Here is a 16477-nt window from a genome sequence, read left to right as displayed (position 1 = left end):
TCGGATCTTTCCCCTACTCAAGGGGTGCCGGCCACCTTCCCCCCGTACCGTCGGTGCCATGACGCATATCGACGCGGGCGCCGAGCTGGACCCGGTCCACCCGGCGGCGCCCCCTGCGGGACGAGCCACCGGTCTCACGGCGGCGGAGGTCGCCGAGCGGGTCGCCCGCGGCGAGGTCAACGACGTACCCGTCCGCAGCAGCAGGTCCACATCGGAGATCGTCCGGGGCAACGTCTTCACGCGCTTCAACGCGATCATCGGCGTGCTCTGGGTCGTCATGCTGTTCGTCGCGCCGATCCAGGACAGCCTCTTCGGCTTCGTGATCGTCGCCAACACCGGCATCGGCATCATCCAGGAGCTGCGGGCCAAGAAGACCCTCGACGGCCTCGCGGTGATCGGTGAGGCCAAGCCCACCGTGCGGCGCGACGGGGTGGCCGCGGAGATCTCCACCTCCGGGATCGTCCTCGGCGACCTGGTGGAGCTCGGCCCCGGCGACAAGATCCCTGTGGACGGCGAGACGGTCGAGGCCGACAGCCTCGAGGTCGACGAGTCCCTGCTCACCGGTGAGGCCGATCCGGTCCTGAAGAAGCCGGGCGACAAGCTGATGTCGGGCTCGTTCGTGGTGGCGGGCGGCGGCGCGTTCACGGCGACGAAGGTGGGCCGCGAGGCGTACGCGGCGCAGCTCGCGGAGGAGGCGAGCCGCTTCACGCTCGTCCACTCCGAACTGCGCTCGGGCATCTCCACGATCCTGAAGTACGTGACGTGGCTGATGGTCCCGACCTCGATCGGCCTGATCATCTCCCAGCTGGTCGTCAAGGACGACAACTTCAAGGAGTCGATCGCCTACACGGTCGGCGGCATCGTCCCCATGATCCCCGAGGGTCTCGTCCTGCTCACCTCCGTGGCCTTCGCGATCGGCGTGATCCGGCTCGGCCGCAAGCAGTGCCTGGTGCAGGAGCTGCCCGCCATCGAGGGCCTGGCCCGCGTCGACACGGTCTGCCTGGACAAGACGGGCACGCTCACCGAGGGCGGCATGGACGTCACGGAGCTGCGCCCGCTGAACGGCGCGGACGAGACGTACGTACGCAAGGTCCTCGGCGCGCTCGGCGAGTCGGACCCGCGCCCCAACGCGTCCCTCCAGGCGATCATCGACGCCTACCCCGACAGCGAGGAGTGGCGCTGCACCCAGGCGCTGCCGTTCTCCTCCGCCCGCAAGTACAGCGGGGCGAGCTTCAGCGAGGGCGACGGCGAGAGCTCGACGTGGCTGCTCGGCGCGCCGGACGTGCTGCTTCCCTCCGGCGACCCGGCCCTCGACGAGATCGAGCAGCTCAACCACGACGGCCTGCGCGTCCTGCTCCTGGCCCGCGCGGCCGGCGACCTCGACGCCCCCGAGGTCGCCAGGGACGCCCGCGCGACCGCCCTGGTCGTCCTGGAGCAGCGCCTGCGCCCCGACGCCGCCGACACCCTGCGGTACTTCGAGGAGCAGAACGTCCAGGCGAAGGTCATCTCCGGTGACAACGCGGTGTCCGTGGGCGCGGTCGCGGGCAAGCTCGGCCTGCCCGGCGCGGCGAACACGGTGGACGCGCGGCGGCTGCCCGACGACCGGGCCGAGATGGCCGAGGAGCTGGACGCCAACTCCGTCTTCGGCCGGGTGACGCCCCAGCAGAAGCGGGACATGGTGGGCGCCCTGCAATCCAAGGGCCACACGGTCGCGATGACGGGCGACGGGGTGAACGACGTCCTCGCCCTGAAGGACGCGGACATCGGCGTGTCCATGGGCTCGGGCTCGGAGGCGACGCGCGCGGTCGCGCAGATCGTCCTCCTGAACAACAGCTTCGCGACGCTGCCGTCGGTGGTGGCGGAGGGCCGCCGCGTCATCGGCAACATCACCCGCGTGGCGACCCTCTTCCTGGTGAAGACCGTCTACTCGGTGGTCATCGCCCTGCTGGTGGTCTGCTCGCAGGTGGAGTACCTCTTCCTGCCCCGCCACCTGACGCTGCTCTCGACCCTCACGATCGGCGTCCCCGCGTTCTTCCTCGCGCTCGCGCCCAACAAGGAGCGGGCCAAGCCCCACTTCGTCCGAAGGGTCATGCGGTACGCGCTTCCGGGCGGCATCATCGCGGCGCTCGCCACGTTCGCGACGTACCTCGTCGCCCGGCACCACTACACCGGCGAGGGCGCCCGCGAGGCCGAGACCAGCGCGGCGACGCTGGCCCTCTTCCTGGTGTCGCTGTGGGTCCTGGCGATCATCGCCCGCCCCTACACCTGGTGGCGCGTCGGCCTGGTCGCCGCGATGGGCCTCGGCTTCCTGCTGGTCCTCGTCGTCCCCTGGCTCCAGGACTTCTTCGCCCTCAAGCTGGTGGGTACGACGATGCCGTGGGCGGCGGTCGGGATCGCGGCGGTCGCGTCAGCGCTGATCGAGATCGCCTTCCGCTGGGTGGACCGCCGCTTCACCGCCTAGCCCCGGCCCCCCTTTCCGCCCCCGGGTGGACGCCGCCGCCGTCAGCGCACGTCGACGGCGTCACCCGAGGACGTCACGGCCGGGGTCGTGGACGTGCCCGCGAAGACGTACCGGAAGGTGCCGTCCGCGGACGCCTTCACCGTGGTCCTCAGGTTGCCCCTGGTGTCGGACTTGACCGTCTTGACGGTGGTGTAGGCCGAGGCACCCTTCTTCTTGAACTGGAGCTTCACGGACTGCTTCGTGTACCCCGCGTACTTCTTCGTGTCCCAGTTGGCGCGCGTCAGGGCACCGGCCACGGTGATCGTCCGGCCCTTGCTCACCGGCTCCGGGGAGGCGTTGACGGTGAGCTTCGCGGCGCGCTTGACGGTGACGGTCTTGTACCTCTCCTTCACGACGTGGTCCTCGGCGCTGCCCTTGGCGAGGAGTCCGGCAAGCACCTTCCACTGGCCCGCGTTGCGGTTCGCGAGGGTCTCGCGCGGGGAGGCCTCGAAGGAGAGCTTGCACGTTCCGGTGGTCGCGTCGACCTTGGTGCACTTGGCCTCGTCGCCCGGGGCGAGGACGCCCGTGAGGAGCTCCGGCTCGAACTTCGTGCCGCGCCAGAGCAGGGCGATGCCGTCCTTGATGCCCTTGGGGTCGGTGCCCGTGACGGTGACGGTGAACCGCTTGGTGGACGTGCCGACCACGAGGTCCTTGCCGCCGTTGACGACGACCTTCGTGATCCTGGTGCTGCCCTGCACCGAGTCGGCGGCCTGCGCGGCCGGGACGGCGAAGGCGGACAGGGCGACGGCGCCGGAGAGGGCGGCGACGGTGGTGGTGGTGGTGCGGATGCGCATGTGGTCCTCGGGGGGGTGCGGAGCCCCGCGGCACGCCGGGGGGCGATACCGCGGGGTCGGGTGAGCGGGTGAGAGAGCGAGCGGGTCGGGAAGCAGACGCCTCAGGAAGCCGGCGGTTCAGGAGCGAGCCGCTCGGGAAGTCAGCGGACGTCGACGGCGTCGCCCGCCGACGTGACGGCGGGGGTCGTGGACGTGCCCGCGAAGACGTACCGGAAGGTGCCGTCCACGGACGCCTTCACCGTGGTCCTCAGGTTGCCCTTGCTGTCGGACTTGACCGTCTTGACGGTGGTGTAGGCCGAGGCACCCTTCTTCTTGAACTGGAGCTTCACGGACTGCTTCGTGTACCCCGCGTACTTCTTCGTGTCCCAGTTGGCGCGCGTCAGGGCACCGGCCACGGTGATCGTCCGGCCCTTCTTCACCGGCTCCGGGGAGGCGTTGACCGTCAGGCGGGAGGCGCGCTGGAGGCGGACGTCCGACTTCAGGTTCTTCAGCTTGACCTGCGTGCCCTCGTTGTCGGTCACGGCCGCGTAGGCGTTCCAGCGCACACCCGCACCGGCGTTGCCGAGCCGCGCCGGGTCCGCGGTGACGTAGAGCGTGCAGGTGGAGGTGGTGTCGTTCACGTCGACGCAGGTGGGGTTGTACTCCGCCGGGGTCGCGGGAGTGATGACGTCGGCGGTGTCGAGGTCACGGCCCAGCCAGAGGAAGCCGCTGGAGACGTCGATGCCGGACGGGGCGGTCGCGGTGAAGGCGAGCTTGAACCGCTTCTTCGCCGTCGTACCGATCGAGACGTCCTTGCCGTCGTTCACGGTGACCTTGGTGACCTTGATGTCGCCCGCCGCGGCGGCGACGCGCTGCCCGCCCGCGGCCTCGGAGGCGTCGGCGACGGACGCGGACAGCCGGGGGGCGGCGGGGCCGTCGCCCGCGTGCGCGGCGGGAACGGCGAGAGCGGACAGAGCCAGGGTGCCGGAGACGGCGGCGACGGTGGCACGGATGCGCATGGTGATGTCCCCAGGGGGAGAAGGGGGCCCCGCGGCGCTGACGCCCGCACACGAGGTCCCGATGATCTAGGAGTCTGTTGACCCGGCAGATCAGACCCCCAGCCATGGCCAGGGGTTGTACGCGCGGGGGAAGTTTTGCGCCAGGCTGTTTCAGGCCCCGCAGGCAGGCCCGGAGGCGGACCCGCAGGCGGGCCCGTCGCAGACCCAGGCGGGCCTGTCGGCAGACCCGCAGGCGGACCCATCGGCAGACCCGCAGGCGGACCCCCCGACGGCCCCGCCCCCTAGTCGAACCAGCGGTCCCTGGCCAGTTCCTCCGTGCGCGACGGGTCCTCGAGGAGCGCCGCCACCTCGAAGCGCCGCGGCCACTGGCGGGCGGCCCAGGCGAGGCCGGCGGCGACGCCCTCCAGGGTGGCCGCGTGCACGACGCCGTCGGCGGTGCGGCGCCACTCCAGGTCGACGCCGTCGACGAGCAGTTCGTCGTACTCGCGGTACGTGGCCGGGGTCGCGGGCCCGAGCAGCACCCGCACCGAGTCCGGCACCTCGTGCTCGACCCCGTCCCCGGAGGCGACGGCCTCCGCCGCGGGGAACCGCTCGCTCAGGCGCCGCACCTGGAACAGCTCGGCGAGGTCCGCCGCCCGCGACGGGGCGACGGGAAGCAGCGGCAGCCCGGCGGCGAACGGCAGCAGGTCCGGGGCGTCGGCGACGACGGCGTCCGCGGCGTCCACGACGACGACCTCGCCGTCCACGACGGCCCGCACGTCGTCCGGCAGCGTCACCCGGTCCGGGTCGCAATCCGCGAGCGCCCCGTACAGGGCGTGCAACTGCGCGGCGGACACGGTCCGCTCGGGGTCCGCGAGCCGGTCGAGCAGCTCCGCCGCGCCGCCCGGCTCCGCGAGCAGCGAGCCGACGGAGGTGCGCACGCCGAGCGCCCGCAGCACCTGCTCGTCCTCGAACCCGGTCGCGTCGGCGTCGTCGTAGAGCCCGTCGAGCAGCGGGTCCCCGCCCGCGGCCCGCAGCCCCGCGGGCCGCCGCCCCCCGATGACCGGGTGCCCGCGCAGCCACCAGGCGGTGTAGGACCGCACGCTCTCCGTCGTACCGTCAGGAAGCAGCACCCGCACCGGGTGCACGAGCGCGTCGCGCAGCGGCGGCCGGGAGAGCATCGTGAGGACCCGCGGCCAGTGCGCGTCGTCGACGAGGTCGAGGTCGCGCACGGCGACCAGCTCCGTCGCGACCGGCGGCACCGGCGTGTCCGGCAGCCGGTCGAGCACGTCCTCGCACCACACGTCGACGGCGTCGAGCAGCCCCGCGTCGTCGGGTTCGGCGAAGTCGGAGTCGCGCGGCTCCAGGTCGTCCGGGTCGAGGACGACGTCGGTGGCGCGGACCAGGGCGAAGGAGGCGAGCACCCCGCACGCGGCGAGCGGCTGCTCCCCCCACCGCCCGGCGAGGTCCGCGTCCACCTCGGCCAGCTCCCCTTCCCGCACGACCTGCGCGAAGGGGCTGCCGGGCAGCACCAGTTCACCGGCGGGCGCCTGCTCCCCGTCCTCGTCGGGCAGCGCGAGGGCGCCGAGCCAGGGCTCGTCGCCGGGGGCCAGCTCCGCGTCGCGTACGAGGGTGAGGACGACGTCGGCGAGGTCGTCGGCGCCGAGCCCGCCCACCCCCGCGTCGGCGTCCCCGTACCAGCTGTCGTCGTCGTCGAGGGAGGCGGCGACCGCGGCCCGCACCTGCGGAGTCGTCAGGACGGCTCGGGGCGTGGCGGGCAGGGCGCCCAGCTTCTCCAGGAGGGGATGGGCGGCGTCGGCGTGCGCGACCTTGAGGCCGAGGCGGGCCAGGGCCTCGGGGGCGGCTCCGCCGGACGCGCCGGGCGCGGGCAGCAGGACCTGGCGGGGCCCGATGGTGGTCCGGCCGTTCGCCAGGGGCACCGGCAGGCCCGAGAGCCGGTCGGGGTCGACGCCCGCGAGGGTGTCGTAGAGCCGCCGCCACCAGGCCGGTTCGCGCTCCAGACCGGCGAGCCTGTCGATGGCGTCGGTCAGCGGGACGCGGGCGACGCCGAGCGTGCGCAGCTCGCTGCGCCGCTCCAGGCCCGCGGGCAGCAGGCTGGGCAGTACCTCGGCGAGCACCCGCACGGTGTCCGCGCCCGCGCCCTCGACGACTTCGGCGTCACGGGGGCGCAGGGCCACCGGTGTCTCGGCGTCGGGCCAGTCGTGGTGACCGGTGTCGGCGTCGGTGGCGTCGGTGCCGGTGCCGGTCGCGGCGGGCGGGACGGCGGGCGGCAGGAACTCGGTGCGCGGCAGCCGGTCGAGGACGGCCTGGCGCAGCGCCCCGTCCAGCTCGCTCCTGCCGAGCGGGCCCGGTACGAGACCGATGATGTCCTCGCCCACCGGGCGCCACCCGGCGAGGAGTTCGGCGTAGGCGTCCGCCGCGCGCTCCACCAGGAAGTCCGTGAGCGGCCCCGGCGCGGCGTGCCGGCGGCTGGTGTCCAGCGGGAAGGAGGCGATGAGCAGGGCGGGGACGCCGAGGGGCTCGTCGCTGGGGGTCGGCGCGTGCAGGACCGCGGTGGTACGGGGGCGCTCCGGGGCGCCGTCGGGCCCGGCGGGCACGGCCCAGGTGAGGTGCCAGTACGGGCGCTGCCGCTCCTCGACGGGCCGGTCGGCGAGCAGCTCGGCGGCCAGCGTGCCCTGGTCGCTGACGGTGCGCCAGCGGGTGGTGCCGTCGCGGCTGTCCTCGACGACGGTGTACGGGCCTTCGGCGGACCGGCGCAGCGTGCGCGGCGGGGCGTCCTGGACGGTGACGGTGACCTCGTCGAGGCCGGGCAGCGCGAGCAGCAGCGCGTCGTCGACCCCGTCGAGGAGGCGGGTCACCAGGTCCTTTGCCGCCGCGTCGCGCAGCGGCAGGATGACGACGGTGTCGTACCCCTGCGGAGCGGCGCCCTCCGCTGCCAGCGGCAGACGCAGCAGCGGTACGTGGCCCTCCCTGCGGCGGATCTCGTCACCGAGGCCCGGGCTGAAGCGTGCGGTCTCGTCGGCGAGTTCGCGGGCCTCGGCGAGGGACCAGCGGACGCCGCCGGTGCGTCCGACGACCGCGGGTTCGTCGGAGACGGCGAGTACGGCGGCGAAGCCCACGCCGAAGCGGCCCGTCGTCCGCCGTGCGGCGGGGTCCGCGAGGGGTGCCTCGTCCTGCCCGGCCGTGGCGCGGTCGGGCAGGGCGCGGTCGAGGCGGTCGTCGCGGTCCGCGCGCTTCGCGGAGGCCCGCAGCGTGGAGAGGGACTCCACGCCCGTCGCGTCGATCGGGGCGCCGGTGTTGGCGGCCGCGAGGGTTCCGTCCCGCAGGGTGAGGGCCAGGCGGCCCGGTACGCCCGCGCGGGCGGCGGCGTCGGAGGCGTTCTGGGCGAGTTCGACGACCAGGCGGTCGCGGTAGCCGCCGAGCGCGAGGTCTTCCTCGGCGTTGGCGTCCTCCCGGAACCGGGCCGGGCTCGCCGCCCATGTCTCCAGGACGGAGCGGCGCAGGCGGGCGGTGCCGAACGGGTCGCTCCCCTCGGCGGCCGGCCGCACGAACTTGCTCACGGTGCTCGCTCTCCCTCTGCCTGCGCCGCGGGGCCCGCGGCCGCGGTCGGTGGCGGTGGTGGTGGGTCGGGGGCCGACGGTACCGCGTCCCGGCGGTGGGTGGACCGCCGGTGCCCTCCCGCTCCCCGTCCCCGGGTACCGGGCTCCGGGTGCGGCCCGGTGACCGGTTCCGCCGCGCTACCGCGCGTCGTGGGCTCCCCTCCGCGCGCCCCGCCGCACACGAGGGTCCTGACACGCGAGGCGGACGGTCACGGGCAGGCGGAGGACCCGACGGGCGGTAGCGCGGTGGCCGGTCCCCGCCGGGGGGTGCGCACGCGCGGCCCGACGCCCGGCAGGGGCGGGCGGGCCCGGCCGTGCGGGGTCAGGGGGGAGTCCCAGGAACCGTGGGGGCTAGGAGTGGCCGAGGTCCTCGCCGACCCCCGCGAGCGAGACCGACCCCGAGTCGGGATCGGGCCGCAGCGGCAGCACGTCGACCTTGGTCTCGTCCAGGACGGGCGGCGCGGGACGGGGCGGCTTCGGCATGACGGCGGCCTCCGAGTGCCCTCCGCAGCCGTAGGCGAGGGACACCACGTGCCCGTCGGCGGGACCGAACTCGTTGCCGCAGACCCCGAACGCCTGCCCGAGCGACCCGCCGATGGGCACCAGGAACCCGCAGCTCACACAGGCGGCGGGCGCGGCCTGCGCCATCGCGGTCTTGGCGCCGTACGCCTCGTCCCACCGGTCGGCGGCGGTGTGCAGCCCGTACCGCGAGAGCACCCGGGCGCGCCGCATGCCCAGCTCGTCGGCGATCGACGCGAGGGAGCCGCGGGCGGGCGTGATGGTCAGCTCGGCGGGCGGGACCGGGGTGACGTCGGCGTCCTCCGCGTCGGCCCGCTCGGCCAGCTCGCCGGAGAGGACGGAGGGGCGCGCGGGACGGGAGGAGCGGGAGGCGTCGGAGGGGCCGGAGTCGTCGGGGGCTGCGAGAACACCGCGCCCGCCGGGGACGCCGGGGACGCCGGCGGGGCCCGCGGCGACCGAGTTGGGCGGCGGCTCGTCGTCGCCGGAGTAGCCGGGCTCCAGGCGCAGGTCCTCGGCGTCTGTGGGCAGCAGGTCGCCGGGCCCCATGTCGCCGGGCCGGAGCCGCTCGCTCCACGGCACCCACTCGGGTGCGAGCAGCGCGTCGGGCCCGGGCAGAAGCACCGTCTCGTCGAGGGTGACGAACTTCGCGCGGGACGCGCGGGCCACCGTCACGGCCCACCGCCAGCCGCGGTAGCCCGGCTCCTTGCACTCGAAGAGATGCGTGACCACGCGGTCGCCCTCGACGACGACCTCGACGTGCTCGCCGACCACGCCCGGCGCGGCGGCCTCCTCGGCGGCCGTGCGGGCGAGGCCCACCGCCTCGGCGCAGAGACGGTCGGGGGTACGCGGGGTGCGCGGGGTACGGCTTCGCGTTGTCGCTGCGCTCACAGGTATCGCTTCTCTCCTACGCCGTCTCACGAGTGCGCCACCCTGACGCGGGGGCACGAACGGAGCGGACCAGGGGGCCGCGTCGACGTCCGCGCCCGACGTCGCCGGGCGCACCTTCGCCATCCATTCTGCGGGATGACCGTGAGGCGCGCGGCCGAGGACAACCGCCGTAGCGCGTTACGCACGCTACCTTCTTCTGGCCCCTGGGCCCACACCGGCGTACCGGGTGGCTGTGGGGGCGGCGCCCCCGTCCCCCCGCTTTCGGGCCTTCGGCCCTCGTCCCCACTCGTTTCGGGCCTCGGCTCTGGTCCCCACTCGTCTCCACCCGCCTCCACTCGTCTCCACCCGCCTCCACTCGTCTCCACCCGCCTCCACTCGTCCCCACCCGCCTCCGCTCGCCTCCGCTCGCCTCCGCTCATCTCCACTCGTCCTCCTCGTCCTCGCTCGTCCTCGCTCGTCCTCGAAGGGCGGGCGGGCTGGTGGCCCCCGGCTGCGCACCCGATGCGAATATCCCGCTAGTCCTGCGTCCTACGGGGCACTATGACTGCGTGACTGGCGTCAAGTGGTCATCGTCCCGCCCCACCGGGCGGCCGGGTGCGGGCACCCGGGCCGCCCGGGCGCTCGGGCGCGCCCTGCGGTGGCCCTTCACACGTACGGCCAAGGGCATCCGCAAGGCCACGCACGCGCACGGTGCGGGCGAGTCGGGGCTCGGCAAGCTGATCGAGCTGCACGCGGTGAACGGCGCGGGTGACGTCATGGTCACCGTGGCGCTCGCGTCGACGGTGTTCTTCTCCGTGCCGACGGACGAGGCCCGCGGCCGCGTCGCGCTGTACCTGGCGATCACGATGGCCCCGTTCACGCTCCTCGCCCCCGTCATCGGCCCGCTCCTCGACCGCCTGCCGCACGGCCGCCGTGCCGCGATGGCGGGCGCGATGCTGGCGCGTGCCCTGCTCGCCCTGATGCTGTCGGGCGCCGTCGTGACGGGCGGTCTTGAGCTGTATCCGGCCGCGCTCGGCGTGCTCGTCGCCTCCAAGGCGTACGGCGTCGTGCGCAGCGCCGTCGTGCCGAGGCTGCTGCCCATGGGTTTCTCGCTGGTGAAGGCCAACTCCCGGGTGACGCTCAGCGGGCTGCTCGCCACGGGTGTCGCCGCGCCCGTCGGGGCGGGGCTCCAGGCGCTCGGGGCGCGCTGGCCTCTGTACGGGGCCTTCGCGCTGTTCATCGCGGGCACGGTGCTGTCGTTCACGCTGCCGCACAAGGTGGACTCGGCCAAGGGTGAGAGCAAGGCGCTGCTCGCGGCCGACGAGGAGCACCTGCGTCTGAAGCGCGCCCGGGAGCGGCACCGCGAGCGGCACGCGGGCCAGGACCGGAGCCAGGACCGGGACGACGACACCTCGCGTCGGGGGCGGCTCGGGCTGCGTACCGTCGGCCCGTCCGTGACGCACGGGCTCGTCGTGAACGCGGCGCAGCGCGGGCTGTCCGGGTTCCTCATCTTCTTCCTCGCGTTCCTGCTGCGCGAGCATCCGATGGGCGGGCAGAGCGCGGCGGTGTCCCTGGGGATAGTGGGCGTGGCGGCGGGCGCGGGCAACGCGCTCGGTACGGCTGTCGGGGCGTGGCTGAAGGCGCGGGCCCCCGAGCTGATCATCGTGACCGTGGTGGCGGTGGTGCTGGGGGTCGCGGTGTGCGCGGTGCTGTTCTACGGGCCGGTGGGCATCGCGTCGCTCGCGGCCGTCGCGGGTTTCGCGCAGGCCCTCTCGAAGCTGTCCCTGGACGCCGTGATCCAGCGGGACGTGCCGGAGGCCGTCCGTACGTCGGCGTTCGCCAGGTCCGAGACGCTGTTGCAGATGGCGTGGGTGGTGGGCGGTGGCATCGGCATCGCGCTGCCCCTCAACGGCACGCTCGGCCTGACCGTCGCCGCCGTGATCGTCGCGGCGGGGTGGCTTCCCACGGCGAAGGGCCTCCTGACAGCTTCCCGCCGCACCGGCGGCCTCGGCCGCCCCCGAGTCGTCTAACGCGCCCCCGCCCGGGGCGCGGGGCACCACACGCACCCCCCGCCCAGGGGCGCGGGGAACTGCGCGCTCAGCCCAGGAAACGCCGCAGACGCGTCTGCGGAGCAACTGTGCAGACGCGTCTGCGGCTTGTCGTCGGCCGCTCGCGCAGTTCCCCGCGCCCCTCACGGGGCACCACACGCACCCCCCGCCCAGGGGCGCGAGGAACTGCGCGCTCAGCCCAGGAAACGCCGCAGACGCATCTGCCGAGCAAGCACGCAGACGCGACTGCGGCCAGTCGTCGGCCGCTCGCGCCGTTCCCCGCGCCCCTGACGGGGCGCACCCGTGGCCCTGACGGGGCACGGCACGCCGTACCCCCGCCTGGGGGGCGTCGGGCCCTGGCCCGATAACCTTCGGGTATGACCCTCCTGGTACTCCGCTCGGCGCGTCGCCGCCGCACCGTCGCCGCCCTCGGCGCCGTCTCCGCCGGACTCCTCGTCCTGTCGGCCTGTGACAAGCCGACGCCCCTTGCCACCGTGACGGTCGGCAGCAAGTCCGTGCACTCCGAGGCCGCCTGCTACAACGACGGCAAGGAGCTGAAGCCGTCCGAGGTGCAGAAGTGCCTGAAGGACAAGACGGACATCAAGTCCATCACGGTCGACCCGGACGAGAAGGTCCGCTTCGGGGTGGACCCGGAGGTCGCCGACAAGGGCTGGACGCTCCTGATGAACGGGCAGCCGCTGACGGAGGCCAGCAAGAAGACGTACGTCGTCATCCCGGGCAGCGTGTTCTTCAACCAGCAGTACGGGGGCGGCGGCAAGTCGACCACGGTGAGCCTCCTGGAGGGCGGCAAGGCCGAGGGCGGCGCGAAGGCGACCGGTCTGTGGTCGTTCAAGTTCAAGAAGGACTCGGACGCCTGACCGGGACCCCGCCCCGGACCCGGCCCCCGGGCCCGCGAGTCCTGATCGCCACCGCGGTCCCCGCCGAAAGGGACGCGGTGGCGTCCGGCCTGCACGGCGCCGACGGCTCCCCCGCGGGCCCCGTCGTCGAACTGCTGGTCGCCGGCGTCGGACCGGCCGCCGCAGCCGCCGCCACGGCCCGCGCCCTCACCCTCGCCGAAGCGCAGGGCACCCCGTACGACCTGGTGGTCTCCGCCGGGATCGGCGGCGGCTTCCCACCGCACGCGCCCGTCGGCTCGCTCGTCGTCGCCGACGCCGTCACCGCGGCCGACCTGGGCGCCGAGACGCCCGACGGCTTCGTGCCCGTGACCGGACTCGGCTTCGGCCGGGTCACCCACGAACCCCCGCCCGCCCTCGTCGCCGCCCTGGCCACCGCGACGGGCGCCACGACGGGCACCGTCCTCACCGTCTCCACCGTGACCGGCACCGCCGAGCGCGCCGCCGAGCTGCGTGTCCGGCACCCGCGGGCCCTCGCGGAGGCGATGGAGGGCTTCGGCGTCGCCGAGGCCGCCGCCCCGCACGGCCTGCCCGTCATCGAACTCCGCGCGATCTCCAACCCGGTGGGCCCGCGCGACCGCGCCGCCTGGCGCATCGGCGCCGCCCTCGCCGCGCTCACCGGGGCGTTCGGGAAGTTCACGCCCGTACTGGAGAGTTGGAACAGGCATGACTGAATACCCGGACCGCCCCCTGAAGATCGCCTACTCGCCTTGCCCTAACGACACCTTCGTCTTCGACGCGTGGGCGCACGGCCGGGTGCCCGGCGCCCCCGCGCTCGACGTGACCTTCGCCGACATCGACATCACCAACGGCATCGCGGAGGCCACCGCGCACGGCCGGGCCCCCGCCGACGCCGACTTCGACGTCCTGAAGGTGTCGTACGCCGTCCTGCCCTACGTCCTCGACGAGTACGCCCTGCTGCCCTGCGGCGGCGCCCTCGGGCGCGGGTGCGGGCCGCTGGTCCTCACCCGGGAGGCAGGGGTCGACCTCACCGGGGGGACGGTCGCCGTGCCCAGCGAGAAGTCGACCGCCTATCTGCTGTTCCGGCTGTGGGCCGCCGATGTGCTGCCCGGTGGTGTCGCCGAGATCGTCGTCCTGCCGTTCGACCAGATCATGCCCGCCGTGCGGGACGGGAAGGTGGACGGCGGGCTCGTCATCCACGAGGCGCGGTTCACCTACCGCGACTACGGGCTGCACAAGCTGGCCGACATGGGTGAGCACTGGGAGGCGGCGACCGGGCTGCCCATTCCGCTCGGGGCGATCGTCGCCCGGCGCGGGCTCGGGGAGGAGGCCCTGCGGGGGCTCGCCTCGGCCGCCCGCACGTCCGTGCGGATGGCCTGGGACGATCCCGAGGCCTCCCGTCCCTATGTCCTCGACCATGCCCAGGAGATGGATCCCGCCGTCGCCGATCAGCACATCGGGTTGTACGTGAACGAGTTCACGGCGGATCTCGGCGAGGACGGTTACGCGGCGGTCCGCGGCCTCCTCACCCGCGCGGCCGCGGAAGGCCTGGTCCCTGCCCTGCGCCCGGGCGCCCTGGAGTTTCCCTGAGGGCTGGATGCGGCGGAGATCTCAGCCCGTCCGGCGTTTGAGGACGACGTTCGAGGACGAGCGCGCAGCGCGATCCGCGGCGCGGCGCGCCGCGGCCACCCGAACGTGGACGCTCACACGTCGAGCTGGTCCGCCACCGCCCGCAACAGACCGGCGATCTTCGCGCCGGAGGCCTTGTCGGGGTAACGCCCCTTTTCCAGCATGGGCGTAATGTTTTCGAGCAGGGTCGTCAAATCCTGGACGATGGACGCCAGTTCGTCCGGCTTGCGGCGCTGGGCCGCGGCGACCGACGGGGTCGGGTCGAGAAGGGTCACGGAAAGGGCCTGGTCCCCGCGCTGGCCCGCCACCACGCCGAATTCGACGCGCTGGCCGGGCTTGAGTGTGTCGACGCCGGCGGGCAGTACGGAGGAATGCACGAAGACGTCGCCGCCGTCGTCGCGGGAGAGAAAGCCAAAGCCCTTCTCGCTGTTGAACCACTTGACCTTGCCGGTAGGCACGTGAAGTCCTCGTCCTCGTACTCGTCGTCGTACACGTGGGTGTACACGTGGGTGCCGCGACGCCGCCCGGCGGACCGTACGGCCCGCCGGGCATGCGTAATCGGCTCTGGATAGCAGTACAGCGGGTCGCCCGACCCGCCGGCTCCAAGACTATGGGTCCCTGCGCCGGTGACAAGACGTCCCCGGTTTCTTCCTTCGCGCTGGGAACTACCCTGGTCCGGTGCGTGACAAAACCCAAGCGAATTCCACCGGGCCGGGCGACGGACTCGTCCGGATTGGCGCGATCGTTTTCTTCGTCGGCGCCGTGGCCACTCTGGTCACGGTGGCCCCGCTGTTCCTCGGCGCGGACCCATTCCCGCCCGTCGCTTATGCCGTGTGCATGCTGATGGGCGTCGGTTTCCTCATCGCGGGCGGAGGTGTGCTGCGCTCCATCGCCCACCAGCGCCGTCAGGCCAGGTCAGCCGCGGGCCCCTCGGCACCGTAGGCGGTGCGGGCGGCCAGCCAGGCCGGAAAGGCGTTCAGGTCGTCGAGTACGACGTCGGCGCCCGCGGCGCGCAGTTCGGCTGCGTCGCACGGCCCGGTCGGCACCGCTACGGACAGCGCGCCCGCCGTACGCGCGCCGCGTACGTCCCCGGTGTGGTCGCCGACGTACACCGAGGCCCCGTACTCGCGCAGGGCCTGCGCCTTCTGCTCGGCCCACAGGTTGCCGACGAGGTCCACGTCGAAGCCCAGGTGCTTCATGTGGAGCCTGGCGTTCGGCTCGTACTTCGCCGTGACGACCAGCGGGCGCCCGCCCGCCGCCCGTACCGCGGCGACGGCCTCGCGGGCGCCGGACATCGCGGGCGACGCCTCGATCGCGTACGCGGGGTAGAGCTCACGGTAGAGCGTGGCCATGGGCGCCACGTGATCGGCTGGAAACCAGTGCCTCAGTTCCTCCTCCAGGGGAGGCCCGAGCCGGGTGATCGCGAGGTCCGCGTCTATGTATGTACCGGTGCGCGCGGAAAGCTCCAGGTAGCAGGCGCGAATGCCGGGGCGGGAGTCGATCAGGGTCATGTCGAGGTCGAAGCCGACGGTGAGTGCGCCGGGTGCCCGGTCGGTCCGTGAGGTCATGACTCCATTCTGCCGAGCGCCCTGATACCGGGGCGCGGGCGCCCCTTCCGCTCTAGACTTGTCCCGATGCGTGTGTCCGTCCGACGCGCTGTCGCGATGACGGCGGCGGTGGTGGCCCTGCTGCTCGCGGTCCTGTTCAGCCTCGCTGTCGGCGCCCGCGCGATCTCTCCGTACGACGTCTTCGACGCCCTCGTCGGCGGTGGGCAGGGTGACGCCGCCGAGGTGGTCCGGGAGATGCGGGTGCCCCGCACCCTCGTCGGGGTGATGGTGGGCGCCGCGCTCGCCGTCGCCGGTACGGCCCTCCAGGGCATCACCCGCAACCCCATCGCCGACCCCGGCATCCTCGGCATCAGCCAGGGCGCCTCCGTCGGCGTCGTCCTCGCCATCGCCTGGGCGGGCGCGCACACGCTGACCGGCTACGTCGGGTACGCCTTCGCCGGTGCGTGCGTCGCCGCCGTCGCGGTGTACGCCATCGCCGGCAGCGGGCGGGGCGGCGCCACCCCCGTGAAGCTCGCCCTCGGCGGTGCCGCCGTCAACGCCCTGCTCGTCTCCGTCACCACCGCCGTCCTCACCACCGAGGCCTCCGCGCTCGACGAGTTCCGCTTCTGGCAGGTCGGCTCGCTGTCCGGGCGTGACGCCGACATCGCCGCCAGGATCTGGCCGTTCCTCCTGTTGGGCCTCCTCCTCGTCCTGTCCGTCGCCCGGGGGCTCGACGCGCTCGCCCTCGGCGACGACGTGGCGAAGGGGCTCGGCCAGAAGGTCGCGGCGGTCCGGGTCGTGGGCGGACTCGGCGCCACCGTCCTCACCGCCGTGGGCGTCGCCGCCGCCGGGCCCGTCGCCTTCGTCGGCCTCGCGGTCCCCCACATCGCCCGCGCCCTCGTCGGCACCGCCCACCGCTGGACCCTCCCCCTGGCCGCCCTCCTCGGCCCCGTCATGCTCCTCACCTCCGACACGACCGGCCGCATCCTCTTCCCCCCGAGCGAGGTCCCGGCAGGCGTCATGACCGCCCTGATCGGGGTGCCGTTCCTGGTGACCTTGGTGCGCAGAAGGGCGGTGACGGCGTGAAGGTCTCCAACCTCT

The 16477-nt window shown here is 73.8% G+C and carries 13 protein-coding genes; 7 read left to right on the top strand and 6 right to left on the bottom strand.

Translation table 11 applies throughout. The features are described from left to right. Window positions 1-58: 58 nt before the first annotated feature. The gene (locus ACH4DX_RS21925) at window positions 59-2461 is read left to right on the top strand and encodes an HAD-IC family P-type ATPase (RefSeq protein ID WP_398156329.1); all 2403 of its coding nucleotides are present in this window, start codon (window positions 59-61) and stop codon (window positions 2459-2461) included. Window positions 2462-2502: 41 nt separating this feature from the next. On the opposite strand, the gene ACH4DX_RS21920 is transcribed toward ACH4DX_RS21925, so the two are convergent. The 4 genes from ACH4DX_RS21920 to ACH4DX_RS21905 form a co-directional block, all read right to left on the bottom strand. Continuing rightward, window positions 2503-3294, bottom strand: a complete 792-nt coding sequence (locus tag ACH4DX_RS21920; protein WP_398156328.1) for a DUF5707 domain-containing protein — start codon at window positions 3292-3294, stop codon at window positions 2503-2505. Window positions 3295-3434: 140 nt separating this feature from the next. Next, on the bottom strand, window positions 3435-4292 hold the full coding sequence (locus ACH4DX_RS21915) for a calcium-binding protein (protein ID WP_398156327.1): 858 nt from the start codon (window positions 4290-4292) through the stop codon (window positions 3435-3437). A gap of 281 nt (window positions 4293-4573) precedes the next feature. After that, window positions 4574-7852, bottom strand: a complete 3279-nt coding sequence (locus tag ACH4DX_RS21910) for a molecular chaperone Hsp90 (protein WP_398156326.1) — start codon at window positions 7850-7852, stop codon at window positions 4574-4576. A 390-nt stretch (window positions 7853-8242) separates the two neighbouring features. Next, entirely contained in the window at window positions 8243-9298 is a 1056-nt protein-coding gene (locus ACH4DX_RS21905; RefSeq protein ID WP_398121128.1) for a DUF3027 domain-containing protein, read from the bottom strand. A 548-nt stretch (window positions 9299-9846) separates the two neighbouring features. On the opposite strand from ACH4DX_RS21905, the gene ACH4DX_RS21900 reads away from it, so the two are divergent. From ACH4DX_RS21900 to ACH4DX_RS21885, 4 genes are all read left to right on the top strand, one after another. Further along, the gene (locus ACH4DX_RS21900; RefSeq protein WP_398156325.1) at window positions 9847-11307 is read left to right on the top strand and encodes an MFS transporter; all 1461 of its coding nucleotides are present in this window, start codon (window positions 9847-9849) and stop codon (window positions 11305-11307) included. A gap of 395 nt (window positions 11308-11702) precedes the next feature. After that, window positions 11703-12203, top strand: coding sequence for a DUF2771 domain-containing protein (locus ACH4DX_RS21895; protein WP_398121126.1), 501 nt, complete (start codon window positions 11703-11705; stop codon window positions 12201-12203). Next, complete coding sequence (locus tag ACH4DX_RS21890; RefSeq protein ID WP_398156585.1) at window positions 12200-12913, top strand: futalosine hydrolase; 714 nt, start codon at window positions 12200-12202, stop codon at window positions 12911-12913. Before ACH4DX_RS21895 ends, ACH4DX_RS21890 begins: the two co-directional genes overlap by 4 nt. Then, entirely contained in the window at window positions 12906-13790 is an 885-nt protein-coding gene (locus ACH4DX_RS21885; protein ID WP_398121124.1) for a 1,4-dihydroxy-6-naphthoate synthase, read from the top strand. Before ACH4DX_RS21890 ends, ACH4DX_RS21885 begins: the two co-directional genes overlap by 8 nt. Before the next feature lie 113 nt (window positions 13791-13903). Here the strand turns inward: ACH4DX_RS21885 and ACH4DX_RS21880 are convergent, their stop codons facing one another. Beyond that, window positions 13904-14287, bottom strand: a complete 384-nt coding sequence (locus ACH4DX_RS21880; RefSeq protein ID WP_016642928.1) for a cold-shock protein — start codon at window positions 14285-14287, stop codon at window positions 13904-13906. A gap of 220 nt (window positions 14288-14507) precedes the next feature. Between ACH4DX_RS21880 and ACH4DX_RS21875 the strand changes: the two genes are divergently transcribed. Further along, window positions 14508-14771, top strand: coding sequence for a hypothetical protein (locus ACH4DX_RS21875; RefSeq protein WP_398121122.1), 264 nt, complete (start codon window positions 14508-14510; stop codon window positions 14769-14771). Here the strand turns inward: ACH4DX_RS21875 and ACH4DX_RS21870 are convergent. Then, window positions 14735-15397 carry an HAD family hydrolase gene (locus ACH4DX_RS21870; protein WP_398156324.1) on the bottom strand — a complete coding sequence of 221 codons (663 nt, stop codon included), beginning with the start codon at window positions 15395-15397 and terminating at the stop codon, window positions 14735-14737. The genes ACH4DX_RS21875 and ACH4DX_RS21870 overlap by 37 nt on opposite strands. Before the next feature lie 66 nt (window positions 15398-15463). Between ACH4DX_RS21870 and ACH4DX_RS21865 the strand changes: the two genes are divergently transcribed. Then, the gene (locus ACH4DX_RS21865) at window positions 15464-16462 is read left to right on the top strand and encodes a FecCD family ABC transporter permease (protein WP_398121118.1); all 999 of its coding nucleotides are present in this window, start codon (window positions 15464-15466) and stop codon (window positions 16460-16462) included. The last annotated feature ends 15 nt before the right edge of the window (window positions 16463-16477 follow it).

The organism is Streptomyces sp. NPDC017940, from assembly GCF_044328435.1.
Taxonomy (GTDB): Bacteria; Actinomycetota; Actinomycetes; order Streptomycetales; family Streptomycetaceae; genus Streptomyces.
Note: the sequence above shows the minus strand (reverse complement) of the source record. Positions and strands in the feature narration are given on the sequence as shown.